Source organism: Clostridium sp. (assembly GCF_051656525.1).
Taxonomy (GTDB): Bacteria; Bacillota; Clostridia; order Clostridiales; family Clostridiaceae; genus Clostridium.
Genome location: NZ_JBOGCC010000276.1, coordinates 1 through 15,606 on the forward strand (window position 1 = coordinate 1; position 15,606 = coordinate 15,606).

Below are 15,606 nucleotides of genomic sequence, written 5' to 3' on the forward strand. Positions count from 1 at the left end.
CTTCTGAAGGTACAATTTTAGAGCTTACTTGCAAATCTCCAATTAATACTAATGCTTTAGTAACAAATCTATTAATATCTACTACACCTGAAGTTTATAGATATACTGGTTTCAACAATCGCAAACTAAAAGATGTTTCCAATCTTTCATCATATGAACTTTACCCACTTTCTAGTAAAATAATCTTAGATCAGAATTCTCCAACAGATTTATCTAAATCTATCTTTGAAATAATTTTCAATAAACCTATTGATATAGATGAAACTAAGGATGCTAATAATGTAATACAAATTTCTGGAACATTAGTAACTTCTACTGGTCCTAGTCCTACATCATATGGTGAATTTATTTCATTAGCTAGTTTACAATTTGGAAATATTCTAGAACTTCGTAGTGACTTATCTACAGATAGTGTCCCTCTTCCTACCGACCCAGCTAAATTAACTTTTACTGCGAACTTAGTAGTTTCTAGTAATAAACTTACAATCTCTTTTAGTTCAGTATCGAATATCTTAGAATACTTCAACTCTAAGTTTATATTCTTTGAATTACTACCTGTTGGCTATAAGCTATTTGCTTCAAATGATGGTTCTTCACTAAATGAATCTGTTACTATAAAACTACCATTTAATTTTCCATCATAAAATAATATAATTAGATATTAATAATTCTTTTTAATATCAGCTATAAGAATAGGTTGTCTTTAAATGAACTCGTACAATTTCATTATAAGACACCCTTTTTTATTTCATTTTTAGTTATTTTACAACAATTTAAATATAGTTTTGCTATTTATCCTGTCGAATAATGTAACTTTCTTTTTCTTTTTTCATAATATATATTAAACAATATTTTTGAGGTATAGAATGAGTATTTATTTTTTAATTTTTTCACTTGTTATTGACTCTTTTGCATCAAGTATTGCTTATGGAAGTGAAAATATTACTATTAAGACTTCACGTATAGTTTTAATTAACTTTTTTTCTACTTTGATTTTAGGAATATCAATTTTCTTTGGTTCTTTCCTTGAAGATTTTTTGCCAAATGGGCTTCCTTCGAAAATTAGTTTTTGTATCTTTTTTTCATTAGGAATTTATAAGCTTTTTGAAATACTAATAAAAAAATATTTCAAAAAATATTCTCTTCACAAACAGCCTCTAAAATTTAAACTTTTTGATATAAATTTTGCTCTTAATGTTTACTTAGATGAAAAATGTGCAGATTTCGATAATTCTAAATATCTTTCCTTAAAAGAGAGCTTTTACTTAGCCTTAGCTCTTTCATTAGATAGCTTAGCTATTGGATTTGGGATTGGGCTTTATGATATAAACTTTTTTTCCTTATTATTCTTTTCTTTTATCTTTGGAGTAATTTCTTTTAAATTTGGAGGATTCCTTGGACGAAAGCTTAAAACTAAAAAAAATATTAACCTTTCTTGGCTTTCAGGACTTATATTAATCCTAATAGCCTTTACTAAACTTTAGATACTATTCTAAAAAATAAGCACAGTAGAAAATTCTCTACTGTGCTTACTTATTATATTACTAATTCTTCTATTTGAATTGTAAATTTGCTACATTCTTTACATATTATAATGCTTACAATATAACTATTATCTACTTCTCCTAAGATCTCTAACTTATTAAATGTTTTACCTTCATAATTCTTATCAATGTTACTAATAACATATTTATTATTCTTTGTATATATATAAAAAAATCCTTCTATATATTCACTTACACTTTTCTTTTCTTTAAAATTACTTTCACACGCTTCACATGGACTGCTATAATAAGCTTTATCAAACTCTAAATTTCCTTCATTTAAAAGTCTTATAGCTTCTTCTAAAGAAAACCCTTCTACTTCATTTTCTTCATCATTAATCAGTTCTAAAAAATTTTCTTCATTTAGTGTATATTCTTTTTCATCAAATTTAAATTTGTATTCCATATAAACCCTCTTTTCTTTTTTCTTATATTATATCATAATTAAGCTCTCTATTTTTCAAACTATTTGAGTAAATATTAAAAATATCATAATAAACTTCATTTTTAAGTTTTTTATTACCTTCTGTTATTTTTTCCATGGCTATATTAGATATTATATCTACCTCTATTTTCTCTAATTTAAAATTTTCATAATTACTTAATTTATTAATAGTTTTACCTAAATCTCTAAATGTAGAAAATCCTAGTACATTTATTATATTATTTAATTTTCTTTCTTTTCTAAACTTCTTTAAATATTCTGTATACAAAAGACCTTTAGCAAATCCTATTCCAATCTCTTCATGTTCTGATAATGTTTCACCTAAAATATTAAACATACTTCTTCCATATCTATCTAAAAGTATTCCACCTAAAATAGATGCCATTGCTAAATTTTCTCTATCCCTTACACTTATATTAGAATCTAATAAATTATCAATTGACTCTCCAAACCTTCTAAGACCTTCAATTGCTATTTTTTCATTTTCCTTATTTATATCTATATTTAAATAACCTTCAATTAGATTACTTAATGCATTTATACTAGAATTCTTTACATCATTTATATTTATTTTATTTGTATAGTACGGATCTATTATTGCCATATCTACAGTCTTTTCTATAATTTTAAATCCATTTTTGCTATAAATATAACCATATTTAGATGTTTCACCACCTGAACCTGAAATTGTAGGAACAGTACATACACTTAATCTTTTATTAGCACCTACATATTTTGCAATATCTAAAGTGCTTCCTCCTCCAATTCCAACTATATAATCACATTTTTCTTCCTCTAACATTTTTCTAGAAGCTTTACAATCTTTAATATTTCCTATATTACCTTCTTTTATATAAATAGAAAATTCTTTTTTATTTTTTTTCAAAAATTCAATTATGTCTTTATACCCTTGACTATTTTTAGAAGACTTTTTCCCAGTAATTATTAAAGGCTTTTCTCCAAGCCTTAACATTTCCTTCCCGTATTTTTCAACTATTCCTCTTCCATATACAATATTCGTATCTGTTTTTAAATTCAATTTCATCCATTTTCCCCTTTCAACAATTGATGCCCCTTTATAAAGATTACTTATTCTATACTATTTATACAAAAGCCTTATTATGATAAAATAATATAATCTTTGTAATATAAATATACTTAAGAGGAAAATATGAACACTTTTACAAATTTTGAATATTATATGCTCACTATAGGTTCTCTAGACAAAATCCTATTTTTATTTCTATAAATTTTAAAATTACTTTTACTAATAATTTACAATAACACTCTAAAATTCATCAAAAAACTTTTTACTTCTTAACTCTTTTTTTGCTTCTCAACTCTAAGCTTTTTCCCTTTTATTGTCTTTGTAGCTAGTTCTTTAATAACCATATTTCCTTTGTTATTAAATATTTCTACTGTTGAACCATTATCTTTTATATCTATAACTCCAATATCATCTTTTTCTACTCCATTTATGCTACATATAGTTCCTACAATATCAAGTATTCTTATCTTTTTCTTTTTACCACCATTTAAATAAATCTTTGTTACACCTTTTATATCTTTCTTTTTATCTTTTCTTCTTTCAGGTGTTTTTCTTAAAAATTCTGTCGCCTCTTCTTTATTCTCTATTTCTTTTTCTTTGTATTCTTCTATATTAAAGCCTATATATTCTTCTATTCTATCTAAGTACTTCTTTTCAAAAGATGTCATTATTGTAATAGACTCTCCCTTCTGTCCTCCTCTACCACACCTTCCTATTCTATGTACATAGCTTTCTTTTTCTACTGGAATATCTATATTTATAACATGTGTTACTTCTTCAATATCTAACCCTCTTGCTGCTATATCTGTAGCTATAAGAATTTTAAATCTTCCCTCTCTAAACTCTTCCATTCTTTTATTTCTTTCTTTTTGAAGCATATCTCCATGAAGTCTATCTATAGAGTATCCTTTTCTCTTAAAATAATTAAAAGCAGTTTCTACATTATCTTTTGTTCTACAGAAAACTATAGCACGCTTTGGCATCTCACTTAATAATATTTCATCTACTTTTTGTAGTTTTTCACTTCCCTCTACTACTAAAAGTCCATGTGTTATATTCTCTGTTACTACACCTTTTTTATTACAGTTAATTGTAATTGGTCTATCCATATGCTTTTTAGTTAAGCTTTCTATTTTTTCTGGAACTGTTGCTGAAAATAACATTGTAACTCTATTTTTGTTTATTTTACTACATAAATTTTCAACTTCATTTATAAATCCCATATTAAACATTTCATCTGCTTCGTCAATAATTAAAGTTTTTATAGCCTTTCCATCTAAAGTCTTCTTATCTAAGTGGTCTAAAGTTCTTCCTGGAGTTCCTACTACTATATTAAACTTTCCTTTTAAAGCTTTCTCCTGTTCTTTAAAAGATTCCTTACCTATTATAGTAACAACTTTTAATCTTTTATATCTTCCTAAGTTTTTTAAATCCTCACTTATTTGTACTGCAAGTTCACGTGTTGGAGCTAAAACTAAAGCCTTATCTTCACTTTCAAAATTTAATCTTTCACATAAAGGAATTCCAAAAGCTGCTGTTTTTCCACTTCCTGTTTCAGCCTTAACAATTAAATCCGTGCCTAATAAAGCTTCCCCTATAACCTTTTCTTGAACTTCAGTCATTTTTTTATATCCTAAATCATCAATAGATTTTAATACTTCTAAACTTAAATTATAATCCTTAAATAAACTCATCTCTTTTTGTCCTCCTAAGTTTTAAACTACATATAAGTATAGCCTATCTTCAAAACTAAAGATAGGCTATGCTTTTAAAAAACGCCATTATAATATGCTCTTATTATTAAAGACACCTTTATCAATTAACTATAAAGATGTCTTCTTCATTTTAGTTTGATATTACTTTAAAAGTATATCCCTTATTTTTGAAATATTCTATTATTTGTGGTAATGCTTGTACAGTTGTTCCTTTTCCGCTTGCATCATGCATTAAAACTACTACATCTTCTGAATTTCCTGCCTCTTTTATAGTGTTTGATAATATTTTACTTGATGAAACATTTACTCCACTTGCATCTGATGAGTCTACATTCCAATCTAGTGACACAATTCCTGCATTATTTAATGCATTATTTAATGCCCCTAAATTTCCATCTTTATAATACTGTCTTGACATATATCCACCTGGCATTCTCATAACTCTTGTACTAAAATCATTTCCAAGTACACTCTTAAATAAATTATTTGTTTTATTTAATTCATTCATAAAGTTAGTTACATTAACTCTATTACCTGGATATAAAGTTTTAAAATTATGTGAGTATGTATGATTTGCTATAGCGTTTCCACTATTATATACATCTTTAAGATATTGTTTATTTGTGCTTGAGCTTTCTACATTTGATCCTAGTACAAAAAATGTTCCATGAACACCATATTTTTTAAGAATTTCCAATACTTTTGGTGTATTACTGCTTGGACCATCATCAAATGTTAAGAATACTTCTTTCTTTCCATTTTTCTTTCCATTAAGCATTGCATTCACTTCTTTTGCTGGAACTGCATATCCTTTAGCACTACTGATTATATTAGACCCTGATACAGGTTGTACATTTTCTACTACTTCTGTATTTTTTTCATTTTCTTTCTTTTTTGCCTCTTCTAACTTTTGTTTTTCTTCCTCTTTTTTCTTTTCTTCTGCCTTTTTAATTTCTTCTCTTTTCTTTTCTTCTTCTAATTTTTTACGCTCTTCTTCTATTCTTTTATTTTCTGCTTCTTCTAATTTTACTTTTTCTTCTGCTTCTCTCTTTGCATCATCTACATCTTTCTTATCATTTTCTACATCTTTTTGTACATCCTTTGTAACTGGTACTGCATATAGTTCTTCTGCTTTTGCCTTATTATTAAAAACATATGTTGAACCAATTACACCTAACCCTATTATTACTGCCGCCCCAATGGATATTTTTTTCTTTAGCTTCATTATCATCATCTCCCCGTATTCAACTTTTTCTATATATTAATTATATTCTTTTTTTATACAAAATTAGTTAAAAATAAGATACAATTTTAATATTTTTTCTCTATTTTTGTAATATTATTCATACTTTTTTGTAACTTTTTAGCCTTGTTTTATCTCTATTTATTTAAGTAAAATTTTCCTCTTCTATTTTCTTATTCTATTTATATTTAAATTCTATTTTTTCCCAATTTATTGTTGACATCTATAGACTAATACCATATATTGGTATTAGATGATTATCTAACAAGGAGATGTTTTTTATATGGTAACTGTAACTTTTGTGAAAAAACCTGTAGTAGAATTTGCCCGTTGGGCTCTTTTTAGATATTTTGAAAAGTTTGTTGATATTAATTCATTACTTAATTTTTCAAAAGATCCTCAATTAATAGAATATGTAGATATTCTAGATAATTCCCTTACTTCTTTCTTAAAAAAAGAAATAGAATTTTTTAATAGTACTAATAGCTTAGAAGTAATTTTTTGGGGATTTATTCATGACTATGATATATATACCATTGATGATTTATTTAAAGTGTTCGATGAGAGTAGTATAGAAATTCTTTTTCAATATATAGGAGGTTCTTTTTTAAGCCAAAAATTAATTGATGATAATTCTGATTTTGATGCTGTTAAACATGATTTAAATTTAATGAAGGACTATATTAAAAATTTATCTGAATTATCCTTAGAAGACAAAGAACTTATTATTGATCTTTACTCTTCTCCTGAGGAAACAAAAATGAGACTTCGATATATCTTAAGTAAGCTTTCTGATATTTATAAAGCTTTTGAACCTTCTATTTTATCTATTTTAGAAAAAGAGGAACAAATTTATATAGATTTATATAGCTCTGATAAAGAAAAATTTTTCTACTCTAATTTTTTAGATAGATTTGGTATAGATTTTTCTTCTGATTTAAATATTACATTTTGTATTTCTTACTTTAGTTTAGTTGGTGCTATGATAGATGATTTATCTAGTCCCACACCTTGTGCTTATGTAGGATATAAAAACATTGAAGCATTTGAATATACAACTATTGAAAATAATCTTGAAAAATTTCTAAAGCTTTTAGGAGATAAAACTAGACAAAAAATACTCTTCCTATTATCAGAAAGACCCTACTATACTCATGAACTTGCTAAGAAGTTAAACCTTACAGCTTCTACTATAAACCATCATCTGCAAATCTTTCTTGCTATTGATATTGCTTACTTTAAAGAAGAAAATAATAAATGCTATTATTATTTAGATAAAAAAAATATAAAACTTTTCCTAAATCTTTTAAACAATAAACTTAGTCTAGATTAAATACAATAATAAAAGGAGATTAATAAAGAATTTATGAATAAATATATTTTCAAATTTAAAGGGTTACTTTGTGCTACTGTCTTTATTCGTTCTATTGGTGCTTTAATGCAAGTTTTCATTGCACTTCTTATAAGAAATATTGTAGATACTGCTGTATCAAGAAATCTTTCAGCATTTTATAAAATATCTATTTTTTCTTTAGTATATTTTTTAATTATGGGTATTAATGATTATTTGACAGGGGCTAGTCAGGCTCTTTATCTAAAGAAAACTTTAAACTTTTTAAGAGAAGATGTTTTTAAGGGAGTTATTAATAAAAATTATAGTGATTTCTCTTCTTCTGATACAGCTTCTTATATTTCTAATCTTACTAATGATATAAATTTAGTTGAAAACAATTATATTATTCCCTACTTAATGATGATTGGTGATATTGTTATTTTCATTGGAACTGTTCTTGTTCTTCTATATATAAATCCATGGGTAACTTTGGTACTTTTTTTAACTGGTGCTTTAATGTTTATTGTTCCTATGTTATTTAGTAAACCTCTTAGTCACAGACAAAACTCGCTTTCAGAAAATCTTAATCTTTTTACACAAAATATAAAAGATACTTTCTCTGGTTATGAAGTAATTAAATCTTATAATATAACAGAAGAAAGTTCTTATGAATTTGAGAAAAATAATCTTAATCTTTCTAAATCTAAGTTTAAATCACTTCATTTAACTGCAATTTCTAATGCAACTTCTTTAATTCTTGCAATTGGATGTCAAGTTTCTGGAACTATTGTAGGAGGATTTTTCTTAATAAATGGAACTTTATCAGTAGGTTCATTAATTGCTATATTAAATTTAGGAAATGGTGTTTCTGGTCCTATTATGTGGATTATTCAAAAAGCTACTATGATAAAAGGAATGTCTGAAGTTAATTTAAAGCTTTTAAATTCAATTAAAGAAGGAGATATCTTAGATAATCGCGAACCTTTAAAAATTTTTAATAAAGAAATCTCTATTGATAATTTAAACTTTTCTTATAGTAAAGATACTCCTATCTTAAATGGTTTAAATTTTAAATTTGAGAAAAATAAGAAGTATGCCTTAGTTGGAGAAAGTGGTTGCGGAAAAACTACCTTAATTAAAATTTTACTTGGTTATTATGAAAATTATAATGGTAGTGTAAAGATTGATGATTTTGAAGTAAAGAATATAAACCCAAATAGCATTGGGCAATTTATGTCTATAATTCATCAAAATGTTTATATGTTTAATAAAGATATAAAAGAAAATATCACTCTTTCTAAAGATTTTACTAATGAAGAATTAAATAATGCTTTAATTCTTAGCGGTGTTAATAAATTTTTACCTAACTTAACTAATGGTATTCATACATCTGTTGGTGAAAATGGCTCTAACTTATCTGGTGGACAAAAGCAAAGAGTAGCTATTGCTAGAGCTTTAATAAGAAAAACTCCTCTTCTAATTTTAGATGAAGGAACCTCTGCTTTAGATTTAAAAACTGCAAGTGATATTGAAGAAACTTTACTTTCAGAGGAAAATCTTACTATTATAACTATAACTCATAAACTTGATGAATCTATTTTAAGTAGATATGATAAAATTATATTTATGAAAAAAGGTGTTATTTCAGAAGTAGATACATTTCAGAATTTAAAGAATCTAAATGGTGATTTTACTAAATTACTAAATACTAATTCTTTCTCTAATTAAATTAAAGCCTCCCTTTTATGATTTACTCTTTAAAAGGAAGGCTTATATTATTAGACTAAATTTTCAGTTGATCTTTCTAATATTCCACTTAAAAATGCTAAGACTACTCCATAATTTGTTATTGGAGTTTTTGATTCTTTACATTTTTCCACTCTATTCATAACAGTTTTTCTGTTAATCATACAAGCACCACAGTGTATTACTAATGCATACTTATCTAGGTCTTCTTCAAAATCATATCCAACTTTAAATTCAAAATTCAATTTTCCACCAACATACTTTTCTAATCCATTTGGAATTTTTACTCTTCCTATATCTTCATGAGATACATTATGAGTACAACTTTCTGCAAAAAGTATATTATCTCCTGGCTTTAAATCTCTTAAGGCTTTAGATCCTTCAATAAAACTTTCTAAATCACCTTTTTGTCTTGCAAAAAGAATTGAAAAGCTTGTTAGTTTTATTTCTTCTGGCACTATACTGCTTACTTTCTTAAAGGCCTGTGAATCAGTTACTACTAAATCAATATCTTTTAAATCTTCTAATGCTTCTTTAAGTTCTGTATCACGAACTACATAACTTTTCACTCCATGATCTAGACAATCACGTATAAGTTGTACCTGCGGCAGTATTAATCTTCCTTTTGGTGCTTCTGAATCTATCGGAACTACTAAAACTACTTTTCCACCATAAGGAACTATATCAGAGATTAAACTTCTATCTTCCTCTTCAGCTTCTAGTATCTTAATTAATTCTTCTTTTAATGCCTCTATTCCAGCACCTGTAACTGTTGATGTAGGAATAACTTTTTTATATTTATTATTTAATCCATTTACTATAACACCATTTGCAACCTCGGCTTTATTGGCTGCAACTATAAATGGTATATTAAATTTTCTAGCCTCTATAACCCATTTTTCAAATGAATCATAATCAGGACTACTTGCATCTATAACAAATATAGCTACATCAGTTTTTCTTAAAACTTCCATTGTCTTTTCCATTCTAAGATTTCCAAGTTCACTCTTATCCTCAAGCCCTGCTGTATCAATAAGTAACACTGGACCTACCGGTAAAAGCTCCATAGCTTTTTGAACTGGATCAGTTGTAGTTCCTTCAACATTAGATACAAGAGATATTTCTTGTCCTAATATTACATTCATAAGAGAAGACTTTCCGCTATTAGTATTACCAAAAATAGATATATGTTTTCTATTTGCATTAGGTGTAGTATTCATAAAAATCACTCCTTTTTTAATTAAGAATTTAAAATTTAGAATTGAATAGAATTTGCAAGCAAACCTTTTTAATTTAATTATAGAAGATTTGCCTAAGCAAATCCTCCTTAATTATTAATTCTTAATTATTAATTTCCAATTCTAAAGATATAAATCTCTTTTTCCTTGTTGCATTTTCTCTATATTATCTTCTGTTATTTTTCTTGTTTTTTCATTTTCTATTTTACTTGCGATATCTTTTGCGAAGTTTATTGCTTTTTCTTTGAATCTATCATCGCCGTAATCTATTGCATATTCCACTAAAGTTGTTATTGCATTTGGTTCACAAACCTTTTGGATTTCTCCTGATTTTGCAAGCTCCATGAATCTATCTCCAACTCTTCCTTTTCTATAACATGCTGTACAGAAACTTGGAATATATCCATCATCTATAAGTTCTTCTATAGCTGTCATACTATCTGTTTCAACGTTAAACAATTTAAATTGTTCATCACTTTCTTCATTATTCGCACGCTTTTTATATCCACCTATTACTGTAGTTGATCCTACTGAAATTTGTGATATTCCATATGTCATTATTTCCTTTCTTAGTTCTGGTGTTTCTCTTTCTGTAATCATAAGACCAGTAAATGGAACTGCTATTCTAATTACAGCTACAACTCTCTTGAATGTTTCATCATCTAAAAGATATGGTAATTCTTCTAAATCAACACCAGTTGCTTCTCTTATTCTTGGAACTGATATTGTATGGAATCCTACTCCATATTCTTTTTCTAAATGTGCATTATGCATCATAAGTCCTAAAACTTCAAATCTTGGATCCGCTAAACCAAATAATACTCCAGCTCCAACATCTTCAATTCCAGCTTCCATAGCTCTATCAAATGCAGTTAAATGATATTCATAGTTACTTTTTAATGAATTTGGATGAGCTTTCTCATACATTGGCTTATTATAAGTTTCTTGGAATAATACATATGTTCCAATTCCTATATCATGAAGTTTTTTATAGTTTTCCACAGAAGTTGCTGCAATATTTACGTTTGTTCTTCTTATTTCACCATTTCCATCTTGTGTTGCATACATTGTTTTTATACATTCTAAAACATATTCAATTGGTGCATTAACTGGATCTTCTCCAAGTTCTAATACAAGTCTCTTATGGCCCATTCCCTCAAGTAATCTAACTTCTTCAGCCACTTCTTCTTGAGTTAATTTCTTTCTTTTAAACTTATTTGAACATTTATATCCACAATAAACACATTTATTGACACAATAATCACTTACATAAAGTGGTGCAAATACAACTATTCTCTTACCATAAATTTCTTCTTTTATTTCTCCAGCAATTTTAAAAATTTCTTTTTCTACATCTTTCTCTTTTGTAGCTAAAAGGATTGCTATATCTCTATAATCTAAAGCTTCTCTTTTTCTAGCTTTTTCTATAACCTTTAATGATTCTTCTCTAGTTGGATTTTTAGTTTCTTCTAAAATATTATTAATATAATCATGATCTATAAACATATTAATTCTCCTCTTCTTTCTTTTTAGACTTAAGCCACTTTACATTGTCTCCACGATTTACTTCTATTTCGTATCCAAATTTTCTCATCTTTTTTTCAATTTGAGCCTTATATTCTGCAGCTTCATCTCCTGTTGAGAGTTTACCATCATAAAGTGCATATTTACTTCTAACCTCTTGCGGTGAAAGATTTGGCATTATTACATTCCCACCTGCTTTTACTCCTTTTTCACGTCCATCAGGATCTATTGTTCCTAATGCTGTTGTTGCTGGAAGTAATACATCTGGAAGTAATAATCTAACTAAGGCAAGCATTGTAACTGTTTTTTCAACTGTTCCACCCTTTTCTTTTCCAAGAGGCGTGTCCTTTTGTGGGATAAATGGTCCTATTCCACACATATGTGGTCCAAATTCTTTTACAAATCTTAAATCTCTTACTAAATCTTCATTTGTTTGATTTGGAAGTCCCACCATAAATCCTGCTCCTGCTTGGAACCCTATTTCTTTTAAATTTCTCAAGCATTCCTGTCTTTCTTCAAATGAAGCTCCAGGATGAAGTGATTCATATAATTCTTTTGTAGCAGTCTCATGTCTTAAAAGATATCTATCAGCACCGGCTTCAAATAATTTTTTATAAGATTCATAACTTCTTTCACCAAGTGAAAGTGTTATTGCATTTTTAGGATATCGTCTCTTTATTTCTTTTATAATATCTACAAGTCTTTCATCTGTAAAATAAGCATCTTCTCCACCTTGCATTACAAAGGTTTTGTACCCAATTTCATCACCGATATCTACACACTCTAAAATTTGCTCTTTAGTTAATCTATATCTATCTGCATTTTTATTGCTTTTTCTTATTCCACAATAAGCACAATCTTTTTTACAAAAATTTGATACTTCAATAAGCCCTCTTACATAAACTTTATTATCATAATTTTCTTTTCTTATAATATCTGCTTTTTCTACTAAATATTTTTTTTCCTCATCTGTCATATTATTTAAAATGTATAACAATTCTTCATCTGTTGCATCATGTTCTTTAAACAACTTATCAATTATGTTTTTTATATTCATAGACGCTCCTTTCTTACACTTCCTTTTTTCCTATAGCCGTTTTAACTGTAACTCCTTGTATATTTCCAAGCTTTCCAGTTAAACTATTTATCATATCGATTTCACCTTTTAAAGTTACTGATATAACTGAAATCCCTTCTTCAAGTGGAATCCCCATTCTACCTTTTATCTGTCCTCTAAAAAGACTTATTGTTCTATTAACTTCTTCTTGCGATTCTATAGGGTTTTCTAATATTATACTTACAACTGCTACTTTCATATTCTCAATCCCCTTCAATTAAAATGGACTAGAATCCTTTTTAAAAGAAATCTAGTCCTTAATACACTACATAGTTTAATTTGCTATAAAATTTCTTTTAAATAGCTTTTTATACAGTTACATCTTAGACTCTTTCGAATTAGATTTCTCTTTTCTGTTAGATATAAATTTAAAATTCCCCAAAACTTTAAAGAATACTCTCTAAAATATGGATACATTTATAATTATATACCTAATTTCATTAAAATACTATCAATAAGAGCACTCTTTTTTTCCTTTAAGTAACTGCCATAATAATCTTTATTTTCTTTTTTATTTTCTATATTTATAAGTAAAAATTCATCAAATTCCCATTTATATCTATTCTCTATTTCCGTATTAATTTCTCTTAAAGTTTCAAAAGAGTTATCTTTTTTAAATTTTCTTATTTTACTTTCAAGTTCAGTATTATATTTCTTTACTTTTTCTACGATTCTTCTAACAATTTTTAATTTATTTTTTAAATAATATTTCTCAAATTCTGTTTTCTTTGAAAATAACTCTTCTATTGAGTACTCTTTTTCTGATACTTCAATAACAGCTTTTCCATTCTCAAAAACATTTCTTATTATATTTCTTACTACTTCTTCTTTATCGTCATCTTTAAATTCTACACCTACAATTTCTAAGGCTTTTCCTAAATGATTTAAAGATTCATCTATCTTCTTATCTTTTAATTCAATTATCATATAAAACTCCTTAACTTTAATCTTTATATAATCATTATAATTCCTCATAAAATTCTTGTCTACATCTTTATTCTCAAGGATTTTACATATTTCCTCATTATTCTTTATTATATTTTACAACACTTTCAAAAGACACTCCTAAAATCTTAAGGAGTGTCTTTCTACTTTATTTTCTATTTCTTTTTTCAAGTACTACTTTCATTCTTTCTAAAAGAACTATAAGTCCTCCACCTATTATAAAGAAAATAGGACTAAATGTACTAAATGTCATAGGTGCACTCGGTACTTCTAATGAAGTTGGTCCCATTATTACTGCATAAATTGAACCTATCATAAGTCCTAATATACAATAAGTTGTAGCGGATCTATAATTTGCTAGAAGATATTTTACCCCTCTTATAGTTACTGCAATTCCTGTTAAAATACCTACACCAAATATTGCTACTACAGGAATATACTCAAATTGCATTTTTAACACACCTTTAATTGCTCCAAGAATTGGTGCATAAAGACCAAATATTAAAAGTATTGTTGAACCTGATATTCCTGGAAGTACCATAGCTGATATTGCAACCATAGCTGACACAAAAACATAAATACAAAGACCTATATTTAAACTTGATACTGAAACATTCATTCCACCTTCACCAGATACTGGATTAAAATAAGTTATTCCAAATACGATTAATATACCAATTACTAAAAATATTAGATTTCTATAGTGTCCTACTAGACATTTTTTTTCTTCTTTAAAAATTATTGGAATTGCAACTACAATAAATCCAATAAATAATGAACTTATTTCATATATATGATTATTAAAAATTGAAGTTATAAATAGAACTGAAAGAATAAATCCTGTTATCCATCCTATTCCAAGCTTTATTAAAAATTTTATAGCTTCCTTTCTTTCTTCTCTATTTCCTGCAACTACATTGTTTAAGGAGTTTATGAATTTATCGTAAAACCCTAAGACAAATGCTATAGTTCCCCCTGAGACTCCCGGTACACTATCTGCAAGTGCCATACAAAAGCCTCTTATAAAATTAATTATATACATACACTATCTCCCTTTTTATCTCTTATATTTTAAAGTGTTACTTACTATTGTATATTTTTTTTCATCAAAAATCCACATTTTATTATTATTTTTAATATTTTAGAGTTTTTATTGTAAAAAAATAGAACTATTTAAAATATTTCTATTAAAACAGTTCATTTTTAACATCCTTAAATGAATACTTTAACTATAAGTATTAAAGCTCCTGATATTAAAGCACTTAATGGTATTGTCAATACCCATGCCCATAATATGTTTTTTGCAACTCCCCATTTTACTGATTTAATATTTTGAGAAGCTCCAACTCCCATAATAGTAGTTGTCATAACTTGAGTTGTACTTACAGGTGCATCAAAAAGAGTAGCACCTAAGATAGATACAGCTGCACCTATTTGTGATGCAAATCCTCCAACTGGATTAAGCTTAGTCATTTTATCACCCATAGTTTTTATTATCTTCTTTCCACCTATAGATGTTCCAATTGCCATAGCAAGAGCACAGGCTGCTATAACCCATACTGGCACTTTAAATGTACTTATAACTCCACCACTTAAAAGTGCCATTGTTATAATCCCCATTGATTTTTGAGCATCATTTGCTCCATGGTTTAATGCCATAAAAGCTGTCCCTAAAATTTCAAGTCTTAAAAATAATTTATTTGATTTT

General features: G+C 27.1%; 15 protein-coding genes. 4 read left to right on the plus strand and 11 right to left on the minus strand.

What is annotated here, in order from left to right; genetic code table 11:
• Together ACRDDY_RS13545 and ACRDDY_RS13550 are read left to right on the plus strand one after the other, a co-directional pair.
• On the plus strand, nt 1–644 hold a 644-nt coding region (locus ACRDDY_RS13545), incomplete at its 5' end, for a hypothetical protein (protein WP_438565473.1).
• Between the two features lie 222 nt (nt 645–866).
• Nucleotides 867–1,484 (plus strand): manganese efflux pump, encoded by a 618-nt coding sequence (locus ACRDDY_RS13550; protein WP_438565474.1) that lies wholly within the window; start codon nt 867–869, stop codon nt 1,482–1,484.
• A 52-nt stretch (nt 1,485–1,536) separates the two neighbouring features.
• Here ACRDDY_RS13550 and ACRDDY_RS13555 read toward each other — a convergent pair whose 3' ends face one another.
• The 4 genes from ACRDDY_RS13555 to ACRDDY_RS13570 form a co-directional block, all read right to left on the minus strand.
• Complete coding sequence (locus ACRDDY_RS13555; protein ID WP_438565475.1) at nt 1,537–1,950, minus strand: DUF3785 family protein; 414 nt, start codon at nt 1,948–1,950, stop codon at nt 1,537–1,539.
• Nucleotides 1,951–1,972: 22 nt separating this feature from the next.
• A complete protein-coding gene (locus ACRDDY_RS13560) occupies nt 1,973–3,034 on the minus strand; it encodes an iron-containing alcohol dehydrogenase (protein WP_438565476.1) in 1,062 nt (353 codons plus the stop codon).
• Nucleotides 3,035–3,306: 272 nt separating this feature from the next.
• Nucleotides 3,307–4,731: a DEAD/DEAH box helicase gene (locus ACRDDY_RS13565; RefSeq protein ID WP_438565477.1), complete on the minus strand. Its 1,425-nt coding sequence runs from the start codon at nt 4,729–4,731 to the stop codon at nt 3,307–3,309.
• Nucleotides 4,732–4,882: 151 nt separating this feature from the next.
• Nucleotides 4,883–5,977 carry a polysaccharide deacetylase family protein gene (locus tag ACRDDY_RS13570; RefSeq protein ID WP_438565478.1) on the minus strand — a complete coding sequence of 365 codons (1,095 nt, stop codon included), beginning with the start codon at nt 5,975–5,977 and terminating at the stop codon, nt 4,883–4,885.
• 301 nt (nt 5,978–6,278) lie between these two features.
• On the opposite strand from ACRDDY_RS13570, the gene ACRDDY_RS13575 reads away from it, so the two are divergent.
• Together ACRDDY_RS13575 and ACRDDY_RS13580 are read left to right on the plus strand one after the other, a co-directional pair.
• Entirely contained in the window at nt 6,279–7,328 is a 1,050-nt protein-coding gene (locus tag ACRDDY_RS13575; protein ID WP_438565479.1) for an ArsR/SmtB family transcription factor, read from the plus strand.
• A 33-nt stretch (nt 7,329–7,361) separates the two neighbouring features.
• Nucleotides 7,362–9,056 carry an ABC transporter ATP-binding protein gene (locus tag ACRDDY_RS13580; protein ID WP_438565480.1) on the plus strand — a complete coding sequence of 565 codons (1,695 nt, stop codon included), beginning with the start codon at nt 7,362–7,364 and terminating at the stop codon, nt 9,054–9,056.
• A 50-nt stretch (nt 9,057–9,106) separates the two neighbouring features.
• On the opposite strand, the gene hydF is transcribed toward ACRDDY_RS13580, so the two are convergent.
• The 7 genes from hydF to ACRDDY_RS13615 all read right to left on the minus strand — a co-directional run.
• Nucleotides 9,107–10,294 carry a [FeFe] hydrogenase H-cluster maturation GTPase HydF gene (gene hydF, locus ACRDDY_RS13585; RefSeq protein WP_438565481.1) on the minus strand — a complete coding sequence of 396 codons (1,188 nt, stop codon included), beginning with the start codon at nt 10,292–10,294 and terminating at the stop codon, nt 9,107–9,109.
• A gap of 141 nt (nt 10,295–10,435) precedes the next feature.
• Nucleotides 10,436–11,818, minus strand: a complete 1,383-nt coding sequence (gene hydG, locus ACRDDY_RS13590; RefSeq protein WP_438565482.1) for a [FeFe] hydrogenase H-cluster radical SAM maturase HydG — start codon at nt 11,816–11,818, stop codon at nt 10,436–10,438.
• Nucleotide 11,819: 1 nt separating this feature from the next.
• Nucleotides 11,820–12,893 (minus strand): [FeFe] hydrogenase H-cluster radical SAM maturase HydE, encoded by a 1,074-nt coding sequence (hydE, locus tag ACRDDY_RS13595; RefSeq protein WP_438565483.1) that lies wholly within the window; start codon nt 12,891–12,893, stop codon nt 11,820–11,822.
• A 13-nt stretch (nt 12,894–12,906) separates the two neighbouring features.
• On the minus strand, nt 12,907–13,152 hold the full coding sequence (locus ACRDDY_RS13600) for a TM1266 family iron-only hydrogenase system putative regulator (RefSeq protein WP_438565484.1): 246 nt from the start codon (nt 13,150–13,152) through the stop codon (nt 12,907–12,909).
• 224 nt (nt 13,153–13,376) lie between these two features.
• Nucleotides 13,377–13,880: a hypothetical protein gene (locus ACRDDY_RS13605; protein WP_438565485.1), complete on the minus strand. Its 504-nt coding sequence runs from the start codon at nt 13,878–13,880 to the stop codon at nt 13,377–13,379.
• Nucleotides 13,881–14,046: 166 nt separating this feature from the next.
• Nucleotides 14,047–14,940 carry a DUF368 domain-containing protein gene (locus tag ACRDDY_RS13610; protein ID WP_438565486.1) on the minus strand — a complete coding sequence of 298 codons (894 nt, stop codon included), beginning with the start codon at nt 14,938–14,940 and terminating at the stop codon, nt 14,047–14,049.
• A 170-nt stretch (nt 14,941–15,110) separates the two neighbouring features.
• Nucleotides 15,111–15,606, minus strand: a 496-nt coding sequence (locus tag ACRDDY_RS13615; protein WP_438565487.1) for an inorganic phosphate transporter, incomplete at its 5' end; no start/stop codon positions are given.

Coding starts and splice junctions, on each gene's coding strand:
- ACRDDY_RS13575 (WP_438565479.1), top strand. CDS start 6,279: ATGGTAACTGTAACTTTTGTGAAAAAACCTGTAGTAGAATTTGCCCGT.
- ACRDDY_RS13570 (WP_438565478.1), bottom strand. CDS start 5,977: ATGAAGCTAAAGAAAAAAATATCCATTGGGGCGGCAGTAATAATAGGG.
- ACRDDY_RS13605 (WP_438565485.1), bottom strand. CDS start 13,880: ATGATAATTGAATTAAAAGATAAGAAGATAGATGAATCTTTAAATCAT.
- ACRDDY_RS13565 (WP_438565477.1), bottom strand. CDS start 4,731: ATGAGTTTATTTAAGGATTATAATTTAAGTTTAGAAGTATTAAAATCT.
- ACRDDY_RS13560 (WP_438565476.1), bottom strand. CDS start 3,034: ATGAAATTGAATTTAAAAACAGATACGAATATTGTATATGGAAGAGGA.
- hydF (WP_438565481.1), bottom strand. CDS start 10,294: ATGAATACTACACCTAATGCAAATAGAAAACATATATCTATTTTTGGT.
- hydE (WP_438565483.1), bottom strand. CDS start 12,893: ATGAATATAAAAAACATAATTGATAAGTTGTTTAAAGAACATGATGCA.
- ACRDDY_RS13550 (WP_438565474.1), top strand. CDS start 867: ATGAGTATTTATTTTTTAATTTTTTCACTTGTTATTGACTCTTTTGCA.
- ACRDDY_RS13580 (WP_438565480.1), top strand. CDS start 7,362: ATGAATAAATATATTTTCAAATTTAAAGGGTTACTTTGTGCTACTGTC.
- hydG (WP_438565482.1), bottom strand. CDS start 11,818: ATGTTTATAGATCATGATTATATTAATAATATTTTAGAAGAAACTAAA.
- ACRDDY_RS13555 (WP_438565475.1), bottom strand. CDS start 1,950: ATGGAATACAAATTTAAATTTGATGAAAAAGAATATACACTAAATGAA.
- ACRDDY_RS13600 (WP_438565484.1), bottom strand. CDS start 13,152: ATGAAAGTAGCAGTTGTAAGTATAATATTAGAAAACCCTATAGAATCG.
- ACRDDY_RS13610 (WP_438565486.1), bottom strand. CDS start 14,940: ATGTATATAATTAATTTTATAAGAGGCTTTTGTATGGCACTTGCAGAT.